Annotated in this window: 14 protein-coding genes; 8 read left to right on the top strand and 6 right to left on the bottom strand. The window is 73.4% G+C overall.

The window, feature by feature from the left end; all coding sequences use genetic code 11:
* The first annotated feature begins 30 nt into the window (after positions 1 to 30).
* Entirely contained in the window at positions 31 to 879 is an 849-nt protein-coding gene (locus ACIRST_RS13385) for a GNAT family N-acetyltransferase (protein WP_402802369.1), read from the top strand.
* Positions 880 to 950: 71 nt separating this feature from the next.
* Here ACIRST_RS13385 and ACIRST_RS13380 read toward each other — a convergent pair whose 3' ends face one another.
* The 3 genes from ACIRST_RS13380 to ACIRST_RS13370 all read right to left on the bottom strand — a co-directional run bounded on the left by ACIRST_RS13380 (position 951) and on the right by ACIRST_RS13370 (position 4,044).
* The gene (locus ACIRST_RS13380; protein WP_350522558.1) at positions 951 to 2,318 is read right to left on the bottom strand and encodes a pyridoxal-dependent decarboxylase; all 1,368 of its coding nucleotides are present in this window, start codon (positions 2,316 to 2,318) and stop codon (positions 951 to 953) included.
* Positions 2,319 to 2,515: 197 nt separating this feature from the next.
* Positions 2,516 to 2,980: an Lrp/AsnC family transcriptional regulator gene (locus ACIRST_RS13375; protein WP_350522559.1), complete on the bottom strand. Its 465-nt coding sequence runs from the start codon at positions 2,978 to 2,980 to the stop codon at positions 2,516 to 2,518.
* 140 nt (positions 2,981 to 3,120) lie between these two features.
* A complete protein-coding gene (locus tag ACIRST_RS13370) occupies positions 3,121 to 4,044 on the bottom strand; it encodes an NADP-dependent oxidoreductase (RefSeq protein WP_402802366.1) in 924 nt (307 codons plus the stop codon).
* 220 nt (positions 4,045 to 4,264) lie between these two features.
* Here ACIRST_RS13370 and nadA point away from each other — a divergent pair, with 220 nt between their 5' ends.
* Entirely contained in the window at positions 4,265 to 5,449 is a 1,185-nt protein-coding gene (gene nadA / locus ACIRST_RS13365) for a quinolinate synthase NadA (RefSeq protein WP_402802365.1), read from the top strand.
* Between the two features lie 107 nt (positions 5,450 to 5,556).
* Here nadA and ACIRST_RS13360 read toward each other — a convergent pair whose 3' ends face one another.
* Positions 5,557 to 5,850: a hypothetical protein gene (locus ACIRST_RS13360; protein WP_350522562.1), complete on the bottom strand. Its 294-nt coding sequence runs from the start codon at positions 5,848 to 5,850 to the stop codon at positions 5,557 to 5,559.
* A 37-nt stretch (positions 5,851 to 5,887) separates the two neighbouring features.
* Positions 5,888 to 6,691: a PspA/IM30 family protein gene (locus ACIRST_RS13355; RefSeq protein ID WP_350522563.1), complete on the bottom strand. Its 804-nt coding sequence runs from the start codon at positions 6,689 to 6,691 to the stop codon at positions 5,888 to 5,890.
* Between the two features lie 301 nt (positions 6,692 to 6,992).
* Here ACIRST_RS13355 and ACIRST_RS13350 point away from each other — a divergent pair, with 301 nt between their 5' ends.
* Together ACIRST_RS13350 and ACIRST_RS13345 are read left to right on the top strand one after the other, a co-directional pair.
* Positions 6,993 to 7,592, top strand: coding sequence for a DUF3043 domain-containing protein (locus ACIRST_RS13350; protein WP_350522564.1), 600 nt, complete (start codon positions 6,993 to 6,995; stop codon positions 7,590 to 7,592).
* Between the two features lie 188 nt (positions 7,593 to 7,780).
* Positions 7,781 to 8,491: a methyltransferase domain-containing protein gene (locus ACIRST_RS13345; RefSeq protein WP_350522565.1), complete on the top strand. Its 711-nt coding sequence runs from the start codon at positions 7,781 to 7,783 to the stop codon at positions 8,489 to 8,491.
* Between the two features lie 13 nt (positions 8,492 to 8,504).
* On the opposite strand, the gene ACIRST_RS13340 is transcribed toward ACIRST_RS13345, so the two are convergent.
* Positions 8,505 to 8,705, bottom strand: coding sequence for a hypothetical protein (locus ACIRST_RS13340; protein WP_350522566.1), 201 nt, complete (start codon positions 8,703 to 8,705; stop codon positions 8,505 to 8,507).
* A 109-nt stretch (positions 8,706 to 8,814) separates the two neighbouring features.
* Between ACIRST_RS13340 and cobU the strand changes: the two genes are divergently transcribed.
* The 4 genes from cobU (at position 8,815) to ACIRST_RS13320 (ending at position 13,233) form a co-directional block, all read left to right on the top strand.
* Positions 8,815 to 9,387, top strand: a complete 573-nt coding sequence (cobU, locus tag ACIRST_RS13335) for a bifunctional adenosylcobinamide kinase/adenosylcobinamide-phosphate guanylyltransferase (protein WP_402802363.1) — start codon at positions 8,815 to 8,817, stop codon at positions 9,385 to 9,387.
* A 28-nt stretch (positions 9,388 to 9,415) separates the two neighbouring features.
* Entirely contained in the window at positions 9,416 to 10,540 is a 1,125-nt protein-coding gene (locus ACIRST_RS13330) for a nicotinate-nucleotide--dimethylbenzimidazole phosphoribosyltransferase (protein WP_402802361.1), read from the top strand.
* Between the two features lie 140 nt (positions 10,541 to 10,680).
* The gene (locus ACIRST_RS13325) at positions 10,681 to 11,472 is read left to right on the top strand and encodes an adenosylcobinamide-GDP ribazoletransferase (protein WP_402802359.1); all 792 of its coding nucleotides are present in this window, start codon (positions 10,681 to 10,683) and stop codon (positions 11,470 to 11,472) included.
* A 258-nt stretch (positions 11,473 to 11,730) separates the two neighbouring features.
* A complete protein-coding gene (locus ACIRST_RS13320) occupies positions 11,731 to 13,233 on the top strand; it encodes a leucyl aminopeptidase (RefSeq protein ID WP_350522569.1) in 1,503 nt (500 codons plus the stop codon).
* Positions 13,234 to 13,521 lie beyond the last annotated feature (288 nt).

The following is a 13,521-nucleotide window of genomic DNA, read 5'->3' as shown; positions in this document are numbered from 1 at the left end:
CTGAGGACCGTCGGACGCCAGGATGGTGCCATGATCCTTCGCCCGGTCAAGGACACCGCCGCGGACGCGGAGGCCGTCCGGGAACTGGCCGCCGCAGCGTTCGACGACCCCGCCGTGGCCGGTGCCTCCCCGCTGGGGACGGCCGCGGCGAGGCACCTGGCGCGCACCGATCCCGGCGGCTGCTGGCTGGCGTCGATCGGCGGGGAGCCGGTCGGGGCGGTGCTGTCGATGCGCCGGGAGGGCCTGTGGACGCCCTCCCTGTACGCCGTCCGGCCGTCCGCGCAGGGCAAGGGCGTCGGGCGGCTGCTGCTGGAGCGGGCGGCGACGCACGCGAGGGGCTGCCTGCGCGGAATGGTCTGCGCCCCGGACTCCCCCGCGGCGGCGCGGCGCTACCGGCTGGCCGGGTTCACCCTGCACCCGACGATGCGGCTGTCCGGGCGGGTGGACCGGAGCGGGCTGATCGACCCCGGGGACATCCCGGTGCACCCCGGCAACGCCACCCACCTGCACCTGCTGGACTCGGTGGACCGACGGCTGCGCGGGTCCGCGCACGGGCCCGACCACGAGCTGATGCTGGGCCACTTCGAGGAGCTGCTGATCGCCGACGCGCTGGCCGGCAGCGGCTACTGCTACCGGGACGGCGGCGCGGTGCGGCTGCTGGCCGCCACCAGCAAGCGGATCGCCGCCCGGCTGCTGCGCGAGGCGCTGGCCCGGGTGCCGGACGGCGTCGAGGCGCGGGTGGAGTCCCTGACCGCGGAGCAGGAGTGGGCGCTGGACGTCGGGCTGGAGGTCGGGCTGACCCCGCGGGCCGGCGGGTTCGTCGGGGTGCGCGGGATGCGGCCGCCGATGCCGTACCTGCCGAGCGGCGCGTTCCTGTAGCGGCCGTCCCCCGGGCGCGACGGCGTACGGCCCCACCGGGAGCCGGTGGGGCCGTACGACGGGAGCCTCGATCAGGCCATGGTGTCCAGGATCTCCCGGACCATCTCCATGGTCGTGCCCGGGTGCAGGAAGGCGAAGCGGGCGACCGTCTCGCCGTCCCAGCCGGTGGGGGTGACGAAGCCGATCTGGTCCGCGAGCAGCTGCTGCGACCAGCGGTAGTAGTCGTCGTTGGTCCAGCCCTTGCGCTTGAAGCAGACCGCCGAGAGCTGCGGGTCGAACAGCAGCTCCAGGTGGTCGCTCTCGCGGATCAGCTGCGCCGTCTCCCGGGCGAGCGTGAGGCCGGCCTCGATGGCGTCGGTGTAGGCCTGGACGCCGTGCACGGCCAGCGAGAACCAGAGCGGCAGGCCGCGGGCGCGCCGGGTCAGGTGGTAGGCGTAGTCGGTGGGGTTCCACTCGTCGCCCTCGGTGTGCAGGACGTCCAGGTACGAGGCGTCCTGGGTGTGCACGGCGCGGGCGAGCTGCGGGTTGCGGTAGATCAGCGCGGCGCAGTCGAAGGGGGCGAACAGCCACTTGTGCGGGTCGACCACGAAGGAGTCGGCGTGCTCGATGCCGTTGTAGCGCTCGCGCACCGACGGGGCGAAGAGGCCCGCGCCGCCGTAGGCGCCGTCCACGTGGAACCACATCTCGCGCTCGCGGGCGACCTCGGCCAGGCCGGCCAGGTCGTCGACGATGCCCTCGTTGGTGGTGCCGCCGGTGCCGACGACCGCGATCACGGTCTCCGGGTTCGGGTCGGCGGCCAGCGCGGCGCGCAGCGCCTCGCCGGTGAACCGCCGGTTCACGGTCGGGACCTTGAAGGCCTCGACGCCGATGATGTTGAAGGTGTTCTTGACCGAGGAGTGCACCTGGTCGGCGACGGCTATCCGCAGCCGCGCCTCCGGGCCGACGCCCAGGCGGCGGCGGGCGGTGTCGCGGGCGACCACGAGGGCGGAGAGGTTGCCCGCCGAGCCGCCGGAGACGAAGGTGCCGCCGGCCGTCCCGGGCATGCCCGCGCGGTCGGCGATCAGGCGCAGCACCTGGTTCTCGGCGGCGATCGCGCCGGCCGCCTCCAGCCAGGAGATGCCCTGCAGCGAGGCGCAGGAGACCACCATGTCGAACAGCAGCGCGGCCTTGGTGGGGGCGCACGGGATGAAGGACAGGTAGCGCGGGCTGTCGGCGGAGATGACCGCGCGGGACAGCTCGTGGTCGTAGAGCTTGAGCACGTCGGCCGGGTTGTTGCCGTCCTGGTTGAGCAGGCCGGCCAGCTGGGCGCGCAGGTGCTCGCCGTCACCGGGGTGGTCGAGCGGGACGGGGTCGTACTGCAGCCGCTCCCGCATGTAGTCGAAAACCAGGTCGACCAGTTCGTTGTCGGGCCGGTGCATGCGGTCGGGGGCTGCGGACACGGCGGGTCCCTCTCGGCTGTGGGGTGTCGGGGGGTGAGGATCCGGCCCGGTCGGCGGGGGGCGTCACCGCGACGACCGGACGTGATCAGCGTAGGCAGCCGGAGTGCTCCGCCGCGCGTCGGAACGCGGCTGGTCAGGCAGGTTTCGAGCGTCTTCGGGCCGGTCCGCGCAGGATTCCTGCGTACCGCCCCGGGGCGTCAGCCGATCAGCTGGGAGAGGACCACCGAGGAGCGGCTGCGCTGGACTCCGGGCTCGCGCCGGATCCGTTCGATGACGGCCTCCAGGTGGCGCATGTCGGCCGCCCGCAGGTGCACCAGGGCGTCCGGGTCGCCGGTGACCGTCCAGGCGGCGACGACCTCGGGGAACTGGCGGAGGCTGGCGAGGATCTCCTCGGGGGCGGTGCGTTCGCGGCAGTAGACCTCGACGAAGGCCTCGGTCTGCCACCCGAGGACGGCGGGGTCGAGCACCACGGTGAAGCCCCGCACCACGCCGCGCGCCCGCAGCCGGTCGATCCGGCGGCGCACGGCGGTGGCGGAGAGGTTCACCTGCACGCCGATCTCGGCGTACGAGGCGCGACCGTCGCTGCCGAGCCGGGCGAGCAGGAGCCGGTCGGTCTCGTCCAGGTCGGCCCCGACCACCTCGTGCGCTCGGCTGCTGGTCATCGGTGCGGGGCTCCACGGATCGTGCGAGGGTTCGGCGGCCCGTCGCGGCGGCGGCTGGTATTGCCGAAACGGTTCGCCACCCATTCTGGCGGATGACCCGAACGAGTTCACCGCCGAGGAATGACGGGTACCGCGGACCGTCAGTCCACCAGGAGGACGATCTTCCCCCGGGTGCGGCCCTCCGCACTGAGCGCCTGGGCGGAGGCGGCCTGGGCCAGCGGGAAGGTGGAGGCGACGGTCACGGTGAGCCGGCCGTCGTCGGCGAGCGCGGCCAGCTCGGCGAGGCCGTCGGCGTCCGGGCGGACCCAGACGTACCGGCCGCCGAGGGCCTTGACCCCGAAGTCGGCGATCGAGGCGATCCGGCCCGGGTCGGCGACCAGGCCTGCGGAGACCTGGACGGCACCGCGGCCGACCAGGTCGAGGGCCGCGTCCACGCCGCCGGGGGCCAGTGCGCGCACCCGGTCGGCCAGCCCCTCGCCGTAGCCGACCGGCTCGGCGCCGAGGCCGCGCAGGTAGTCGTGGTTGCGCTCGGCCGCGGTGCCGATCACCCGGGCGCCGCTGGCCCGGGCCAGCTGCACCGCCAGGTGGCCGACCCCGCCCGCCGCGGCGTGCACCAGGACGGTCTCCCCCTCCGCGAGCCGCAGCGCCCTGAGGCTCTGCAGCGCGGTGAGCCCGGCCAGCGGCAGTCCGCCGGCCTGCGCCCAGTCCAGCGCGGCCGGTTTGCGGGCCAGGGTGCGGACCGGGGCGGAGACCAGCTCGGCGTAGGTGCCGTGCTCGACGGTGTCCTTGCGGACGTAGCCGTACACCTCGTCGCCGGGGGCGAACTCGGTGACGCCGCCGCCGACCGCGCGGACCACGCCGGCCGCGTCCCAGCCCATGACCAGCGGGAAGTGCGCGTCGAGCAGGCCGTCCAGGGCGCCGTCCCGGACCTTCCAGTCCACCGGGTTCACTCCGGCCGCCCGGACCTCCACCAGGACCGAGTCCGGGCCGACCTTGGGGTCGGGCAGGTCGGTGTACTCGACCACCTCGGGGCCGCCGTAGCGGTTGATCGCGATAGCTTTCATGGCCCAGCCATACCCAGGAGCTTCGAAGTATCGATTCGGACACGCCCGGACTCCCCCAAACCGGGCATCCGGCTGCTCCGGGGGTCCGATCCGGCGAGCGGTTCTCGTCACATCGACAGGATGGCCATCGTCACTCCGACACCAACCGGTTATCATAGATAGCGTCAGTTAGACGAAAAGGCTTCACCGCTTGATCGGCCGCACAGAAGGGCACCCGCCCGTGACCATCACCATCACCGAGACCTCCGGCGTCGACCCCACTCCGACGCCGCTCGCTCTGCTGCTGCTCGGCCGCGAGGCCGACCCGAACAGCGAGCGCGGCGTCGAGTGCCCCGGTGACCTCCCCCCGGCCTCGGACCCGAACCTCGTCGAGCGCGCCCGGGCGGCCAAGGCCGCGCTCGGCGACCGCGTCTTCATCCTCGGCCACCACTACCAGCGCGACGAGGTGATCGAGTTCGCCGACGTCACCGGCGACTCCTTCAAGCTCGCCCGCGACGCGGCGGCCCGCCCCGAAGCCGAGTACATCGTCTTCTGCGGCGTGCACTTCATGGCCGAGTCCGCGGACATCCTCACCACCGAGGCCCAGCAGGTCGTCCTGCCGGACCTCGCGGCCGGCTGTTCGATGGCCGACATGGCCACCGCCGAGCAGGTCGCCGAGTGCTGGGACGTACTGACCGACGCCGGCATAGCCGACGTGACCGTCCCGGTCTCGTACATGAACTCCTCCGCCGACATCAAGGCCTTCACCGGCAAGCACGGCGGCACCATCTGCACCTCCTCCAACGCCAAGCGCGCGCTGGAGTGGGCGTTCGAGCAGGGCCAGAAGGTGCTCTTCCTGCCCGACCAGCACCTCGGCCGCAACACCGCGGTGCGCGAGATGGGCTTCTCGCTGGACGACTGCGTCCTGTACAACCCGCACAAGCCGAACGGCGGGCTGACCGCCGAGCAGCTGCGGGACGCGAAGATGATCCTCTGGCGCGGCCACTGCTCGGTGCACGGCCGGTTCAGCCTGGACTCGGTGAACGACGTCCGCGAGCGGATCCCCGGCGTGACCGTCCTGGTGCACCCGGAGTGCAAGCACGAGGTCGTCGCGGCCGCCGACATGGTGGGCTCGACCGAGTACATCATCAAGGCGCTGGACGCCGCCGAGCCGGGCTCCAAGTGGGCCATCGGCACCGAGCTGAACCTGGTCCGCCGCCTGGCCAAGGCGCACCCGGACAAGGAGATCGTCTTCCTGGACCGCACGGTCTGCTTCTGCTCGACCATGAACCGGATCGACCTGCCGCACCTGGTCTGGGCGCTGGAGTCGCTGGTCGAGGGCCGGGTGCCGAACGTGATCACCGTCGACCCGGAGACCGAGAAGCACGCCAAGGCGGCGCTGGACCGGATGCTGGCGCTGCCGTAGCCGGGCCGCCGCCCGCCTCCTGCCCCGGGCGGGTGGGCGGACGGCAGAAGGGCGGGCCCCCTCCCACCGGAGGGGGCCCGCCCTTCTGTCTGGCAGCAGCCGCAGGGTTACTCGGGGAAGCCCGGGATCACACCTTCGCCGTCGGCCATCAGCAGCTCGCGGACCTCGTTGATCGTCGCGTCGGCACTCGGCAGGATCAGCTCGGACGGCTCCAGCGAATCCAGCGGCACCGGGGTGCCGTACTGCTTCACCGCGTCCAGCAGCTTGCCGTACGCCCGGCGGAAGAGCTCCTCGTCCCCCGAGTCCACTGCGGTGACGAGCTCCGCGTCGAGCTCGTTGAGCAGGTTCAGGTGAGCCTCGCCCACCTCGAACTGCCCCTCACCCATGACCCTCATGATCATGCCGTGCGTCTCCCTGGTTCGTGGGGTCGAGCTCAGATCACTTGTTGTAGTTGATGCGCGGAGTGTCCTGCTGCTGCTGCGGCTGGGCCTCCGGCTTGCCCTGCTCGATCGCGGCCGGGCCCGCGGCGGGACCGCCGGTGAGCTCGGCCTTCATCCGGGCCAGCTCCAGCTCGACGTCGGACCCACCGGCGACGCGCTCCAGCTCGGCCTCGATGTCGTCCTTGCGGCCGAGACCGCTGGCGTCGTCGAGCGCGCCGGAGGCGAGCAGCTCGTCGATGGCGCCGGCCCGGGCCTGCATCTGGGCGGTCTTGTCCTCGGCCCGCTGGATCGCCAGGCCGACGTCGCCCATCTCCTCCGAGATCCCGGAGAAGGACTCGGCGATGCGGGTCTGCGCCTGGGCGGCGGTGTAGGTCGCCTTGATGGTCTCCTTCTTGGTGCGGAAGGCGTCCACCTTGGCCTGCAGCCGCTGGGAGGCGAGGGTGAGCTTCTCCTCCTCGGCCTGGAGCTGCTGGTACTGCGTCTCCAGATCGGTGATCTGCGACTGCATGTTGGCCTTGCGGGTCAGCGCCTCGCGGGCAAGGTCCTCGCGGCCGAGGGACAGCGCCTTGCGACCCTGGTCCTCGTACTTGGCCGACTGCTGCTGGAGCTGGGTCAGCTGGAGTTCGAGGCGCTTGCGCGAGGTCGCGACGTCCGCGACACCACGACGCACCTTCTGCAGCAGTTCGAGCTGCTTCTGGTACGAATAATCGAGCGTCTCACGCGGATCCTCCGCCCGGTCCAAGGCCTTGTTCGCCTTGGAGCGGAAGATCAGCCCCATACGCTTCATGATTCCGTCGCTCATGGGCCTCGGGTGCCCCCTTCTCCGGCCTGCGGTCTCTATCTCGTTACCAGACACGACGAGTGTATGTGCAGCGAGCCCGTCGCCGCAGTGCACCTGCCTGCAACAAGACTGCTACAGCGACCAGTGGCGTTTCCTCCTCCCCCGGGTGGATCCGCCTCTCATCCCCCCCATAGTCCATCCGACTGATCCCCTACGGGAAGTCCCCGGGAAACCCGGTTCGGGCCGCTGCCTCGCGGTATCGATATGCGTTCGGTTCCGAGGGCACCCGTGGAACCGGCTCCGCACCCCGTACGCTGGTGGTGTGTTCCGACGCCGTTCAGATGATGCCGCCGCCTCCGCCACCGTGCTGGAGAAGCAGGACGAGACAGCCCAGGCCCGCCACCCCGAGGCCAAGAAGGGCCGCCCCACCCCCAAGCGCAACGAGGCCGAGGCCTACCGGCGCGGCCGGGTGACGGTGCCCAAGGACCGCAAGGAGGCCAGCCGCCAGGCCCGCGACCGCATGCGGACCGAGCGCGAGAAGCAGCGCCAGGCGCTGATGAACGGCGACGAGCGCCACCTGCCGCAGCGCGACAAGCTCCCCGGGCGCAAGTTCGCCCGCGACTACGTCGACGCCCGCTGGTCGCTCGCCGAGTTCTTCCTCCCGGCCGCCGTGGTCATCCTGGTGCTCAGCATCATCAAGGTCTCGCAGATCCAGCTGCTCTCCACGCTGCTGTTCCTGATGTTCTTCGTCTTCGTGATCCTGGACTTCGTCCGCCTCGGCCTCGGCCTGCGCAAGCAGCTCGCCGAGCGCTTCCCGAACGAGAACACCCGCGGCGCGGTCACCTACGGCATCATGCGCACCCTGCAGATGCGCCGCCTGCGACTGCCCAAGCCGCAGGTGCGGCGCGGGGAGAAGCCCTGACCGCCGAGCCGGTCGACTCGGGCTGGGCCCCGCCTTCCTGGGAGGGGCCCGGCCTGTACGCGCTCCCGGGGCAGGGCCACGGCGGCCACGACCGGCTGGCCCAGGAGCGGCGGCTGCCCTCGCGCAGCGGGTCCTTCGCCGGCGGCACCGCCGCCTGGCTGGAGCGGCTCGGCGGACTGCGCAACTACGTGCGTCAGGAACTCGTCTCCCGCCAGCTCGCCGAGCAGCTGACCGGCCGCAGCGAACAGCGCGTCCTGGACATCGGCTGCGGGCAGGGCACCCAGGCCCTGCGGCTGGCCCGGGCCGGCCACTACGTCACCGGGATCGACTCGGACCCGGTCGCGCTCGGCGTCGCCCAGGGGGCGCTCGCCGAGGAGCCCGCCGAGGTCCGCGGCCGGATGCAGCTGCTCAGCGGTGACGGCCACCAGTGCGGGCGCTGGTTCGGCCCGCGCAGCTTCGACGTCGTGCTCTGCCACGGCGTCCTGATGTACCTGCCCGACCCGGACCCGATGATCGCCTCGCTGGCCCGGCTGCTCGCGCCCGGCGGACTGCTCTCACTGCTGGTCCGCAACCGCGACGCGCTCGCCCTGCGGCCCGCCGCCGCCGGCGACTGGCGGGCCGCACTGCACGCCTTCGAGAGCGACCGGTACTACAACCGGCTCGGGCTGGCCGCCCGCGCCGACCGGCTCGCCGACCTCTCCGTCACCCTCTCCGAGGTGTCGGTACCCGTCCGGCACTGGTACGGCGTGCGGGTCTTCACCGACAACGCCCCCGACGACGCGGCTCCGCCGGTGGACGGCCGGCAGCTGGCCCAGCTGCTGGAAGCCGAGGACCGGGCCGGCCGCACCGACCCCTACCGGCAGGTCGCCGCGCTGCTGCACGTGATCGGGGCGAAGTAGCGCCCCGCGGGGCTCACTCCGCGTGCAGGCTCATCGCGTAGACGACCCGGTCGTCCTCCAGGAGCACCGCGGTGTCGACGCCGTCCTCCGCCAGCTGCTTCCAGGACTCCCCGATCCAGGTCTCGGCGTCCCCCTGGCCGGCGAACTCCTCCTGGCCACCGCCGGGCGTCACCGCACTGCCGTCCGCCTTCTCGTACCGCCACGTCCACGCCATGCCAGGCTCCTCCCACTGACGACACTGCCCGTGCCGGCTGCTGTGTTGCTGCGCACCTTAGCCTGCCCGGCCCGATCTTCCGTATGCCTCGTCCGGCAGGATGGGCGGCATGGCGACCCTCCCCGCGCTCCCCCGCACCCTGCTGCTCGGCGGCGCCCGCTCCGGCAAGTCCACCCGCGCCGAGCAGCTGCTCGCCGACCGGCCGGACGTCCTGTACGTGGCCACCGGCGGCACCCGGGACGGCGACGCCGAGTGGGCCCAGCGGGTCGCGCTGCACCGCGAGCGCCGGCCCGCGAGCTGGCGCACCGCCGAGACCTGCGACCTGGAGGCCGTGCTCGCCGACACCGCGGACCCGGCGCCGGTGCTGATCGACTGCCTGGCGCTGTGGCTGACCTCCGTGATGGACGAGTGCGACGCCTGGGACGACGAGGCCTGGGCGGCCCGGGGCGAGGCCGCGGTGCAGCGGCGCTGCGAGGCCCTGGCGCGGGCCTGGGAGACCACCGGACGCACGGTCGTCGCGGTGAGCAACGAGGTCGGCATGGGCGTCGTCCCCGCCACCGCCGCCGGACGGCGCTTCCGCGACACCCTGGGCCGGCTCAACATGGCCGTGGCCGACGCCTCGGAGCGGGTCCTGCTGGTCGTGGCCGGGCAGGTGCTGACGGTCAAGCCAGCCACGGGCTGAACATCTGCGGCGTGTAGCCTTCCGGACGATGGACACGACCGTGGATCTCGATACGTTCTCCTCGCTCGTCGAGCGCCCCGACGAGAGCGCCCGGCGGGCCGCCGACGAACGCTGGCAGGCGGCCGACCGCCCGCGCGGCGGACTCGGCAAGCTGGAGGAGCTGGGCAGCTGGCTCGCCTCCGTCCAGGGACACTCCCCGGTACGGCCGGTCTCGGCGCCCAAGGTGCTGCTGTTCGCCGCCGACCACGGAGTGGCCGCGCTCGGCGTCTCCCGGATGCCCGCCGATGGCGGCACCGCGGCCCGGGTGCGTGCCGTCCTGGACGGCACCGCGCCGGTGGCCAGGCTGGCCGCGCGCTACGGCGCCGGGGTGCGGGTCGTCGACGTCGCGGTGGACACCGACCCGGCCGACTTCCCCGACGACGTGGTCGCCCACCGGATCCGCCGCGGCTCCGGACGGATCGACGTCGAGGACGCGCTCACCCCGGAGGAGACCGCCCGGGCCTTCCGGGCCGGCATGGCCGTCGCCGACGAGGAGGCCGACGCCGGCACCGACCTGGTGCTGCTCGGCGACCTCGGCGTCGGTTCCACCACGGTGGCCGGCGTCCTGGTCGGCGCGCTGTGCGGAACGGACGCGGCGGCGGTGACCGGGCGCGGCTCGGGGATCGACGACCGGGTGTGGATGGTCAAGTGCGCCACCATCCGGGACTCGCTGCGGCGGGCCCGGCCGGTGCTCGGCGACCAGCTGGCGCTGCTCGGCGCCACCGGCGGGGCCGACTTCGCGGCGATCACCGGCTTCCTGCTGCAGGCGGCCGTGCGACGGCTGCCCGTGGTCCTGGACGGTGTGGTCACGGCGGCCTGCGCGCTGGTCGCACAGCGGATCGCCTTCCGGGCGCCCGAGTGGTGGCGGGCCGGACAGTCCAGCGGCGAGCCCGCGCAGGCGAAGGCGTACGACCGACTGACCCTCACGCCGCTGCAGGACCAGGGGATCACCCTGGGCGAGGGCGTCGGCGCACTGCTGGCGCTGCCGCTGCTGCAGGCCGCGGGGGACGCGCTCGCGGACGAGGCGCCGAAGCCGTACGTGCCGGCGACGCCGAGGGAGCCCCAGGAGCCGCCGAAGCTGCCCTCGGCGGCGGACCTGCTGCGGCGGCTCTAGACACGGGAAGCACGTGCGGCCGGCCGTCAGTGCTCGGGTGACGGCCCTTCCGCTTCGAACAAGTCCTCCGTACCCCCTCGGGGCGCGGAGGCGCCCCCGTTTTCGAGCGGGGGCTTTCTTCACGTTCAAGGAGTCGGGCGATGACGGACCGCGCCGGTCGGGCCAGCTGGGGGGACGGACTGCGGTTCGGGTTCGGGACCCTGTCCGTGCTGCGGGTCCGGGTCGAGCGGTGGGACCGGGCCGCGGGCGCGCGGGCGATGGTGACGGCCCCGGTGGTGGGGCTGGTGCTGGGGACCCTGGCGGCCGCGGCCGGAGCGCCGGTGGCCTGGCGCGCGGGCGGGCCGCTCGGCGCGGTCGTGGCGGTGGGGGTGCTCGCCGCCCTGACCCGGGGGCTTCACCTGGACGGTCTCGCGGACGTCGCCGACGGCCTGGGCAGCGGCAAACCGGCCGAGGACGCGCTGCGGATCATGAAGCAGTCCGACATCGGCCCGTTCGGCGTGCTGACCCTCGTCCTGGTGCTGCTGGGCCAGGTCGCCGCGCTGGCCGGAGAGTTCGGGCACTCGCCCCTGCGCGGCGCCCTCGCGGTGCTCGCCTCGGCGACGGCCGCCCGGTGCGCGCTCGCCTGGGGCTGCCTGCGGTCCGTGCCGGCCGCCCGGCCGGGTGGGCTGGGCGCGATGGTGGCGAGCACGGTGACACCCGCCGCGGCCGCCGCCGCGACGGCCGGCGCGGCACTCGTACTGGCCGCACTCGGACTGTTCGACGGATGGTCAACCCTTCGCCTGCCGCTGGCCCTTGTGCTCGGGGTGGGCTGCGCCCGGCTGCTGCTGGGGCGGTGCGTGCGGCGGTTCGGCGGGATCACCGGGGACGTGCTCGGGGCGATGGCGGAGACCGCCGCGACCGGCACGCTGTTCGCCCTGGCGTTGCTCGGCTGACACCGGACGGCGCGTGATCCCACCATGCGGACTACCATGCGTGGAGCACCGCAGCCCTGCACCGTGGCAGGTCCTGCCCGCCCGGCGCGTACCGAGGAGCCGGGGCCTCTGGTGTGCGCGGCCGCTCCGGCGGGTGCGCGCAGCCAGGGGGCCCGGACCCGCAGGCCCCGCCGGCGGACGGCCTGCGACGGCGGGCTGCGCCGGTGCGGCAGTCTCGCCGTGACCGGCCGTGGACCGCGAAAGAACAGGACGCATTACGTGACTGCATTGTCTGTGAGCACCTCCTCCGCCGCCTCGCTGCGCGCGGACGCCCTGGTGGTCGGTGTCGCCAAGGGCCCGAAGGGCATCGTGCCGGCCCCCGGTGCCGAGGCCGTGAACGAGGCGTTCGAGGGCAAGCTGGCCGAGGTCCTCACCACCCTGGGCGCGACCGGCGCCGAGGGCGAGGCCGTGAAGGTCCCCTCCCCCGCCGGCCTGAAGGCCGCGCTCGTGCTCGCGGTCGGCCTCGGCGAGGCCGTCGAGGAGGGCTACGAGCTGGAGGCGCTGCGCCGCGCCGCCGGTGTCGCCGCCCGCACCCTGGCCGGTGCCAAGAAGGTCGCGCTGGCCCTGCCGGCCGAGTCCCCGGCGGAGGTCGAGGCGGTCGCGCTGGGCGGCCTGCTCGGCTCGTACGCCTTCGGCACGTACAAGGGCAACGGCAACGGCAAGGAGCCGGTCGGCGAGCTGATCGTGCTGGCCGCCCGCAAGGGCAGCAAGGACGCCAAGGCCGCCGTGGAGCGCGCCGCCGCGATCGGCGAGGAGATGAACCGCGCCCGCGACCTGGTCAACACCGCGCCGAACGACCTGAACCCGAAGAGCTTCGCCGCGATCGCCCAGGCCGCCGGCAAGGAGCACGGCCTCAAGGTCGAGGTGCTGGACGAGAAGGCGCTGACCAAGGGCGGCTTCGGCGGCCTGCTGGGCGTCGGCAACGGCTCGGCGAACCCGCCCCGCCTGGTGAAGGTGGCCTACACCCACCCGAAGGCCAAGGCCACCCTGGCGTTCGTCGGCAAGGGCATCACCTACGACTCGGGCGGCATCTCGCTGAAGCCGGCCGGCCACAACGAGACCATGAAGTGCGACATGGCCGGCGCCGCCGCCGTGTTCGCCGCCGTGGTGGCCGCCAAGCGCCTGGGCCTGGTCGTCAACGTGACCGCCTGGCTGGCGCTGGCCGAGAACATGCCGTCCGGCACCGCGACCCGCCCGGGCGACGTGCTGCGGATGTACGGCGGCAAGACCGTCGAGGTGCTGAACACCGACGCCGAGGGCCGTCTGGTGCTGGCCGACGCCATCGTGCGGGCCGGCGAGGAGAACCCGGACGTCATCGTCGACGTGGCCACCCTGACCGGCGCCATGGTGCTGGCCCTGGGCAACCGCACCTTCGGCGTGATGTCCAACAGCGACGAGCTGCGCGACGACCTGCACGCCCTCGCGGGCGAGGCGGGCGAGCAGTCCTGGCCGATGCCGCTGCCCGCCGACCTGCGCAAGGGCATGACCGAGTCGACCATCGCCGACCTGGCCAACATGGGCGAGCGGATGGGCGGCGGCCTGGTGGCCGGTCTGTTCCTGAAGGAGTTCGTGGCCGAGGGCATCGACTGGGCGCACCTGGACATCGCCGGCCCGGCGTTCCACGAGGGCGCCCCGTTCGGCTACACCCCGAAGGGCGGCACCGCGAGCGCGGTGCGCACCCTGGTCCGCTTCGCCGAGCGGACGGCGAACGGCAAGGCCTGATCAGGCACCCGCTCCGACGGGGCCCGGCGCACACGCGCCGGGCCCCGTCGGCGTTCCGGTCGATCCCGCCGGGTTACCTGCGAGTAGGCCGGAACGGCGCGGCGCACACCTGTTCGCTGCGGGCGAAACTTTGTTCCACAGTGCGGAAGAGACCGCGGCGAACACCGCGGAAGGCGCCCTTCCGACGGCTGTCAACACCGCGCTGAGCTGCGATGATGCCCATCCGTGGGGGGTATTCCCGCCCCGGTGACCACTCCGTGGGACACCCCTGGGGCGGACCCGGACATC

The organism is Kitasatospora sp. NPDC101447, from assembly GCF_044767225.1.
Lineage (GTDB): Bacteria > Actinomycetota > Actinomycetes > Streptomycetales > Streptomycetaceae > Kitasatospora.
The sequence above is the reverse complement of the archived record's forward strand: the minus strand, read 5'-3'. Positions and strand labels throughout refer to the sequence as shown.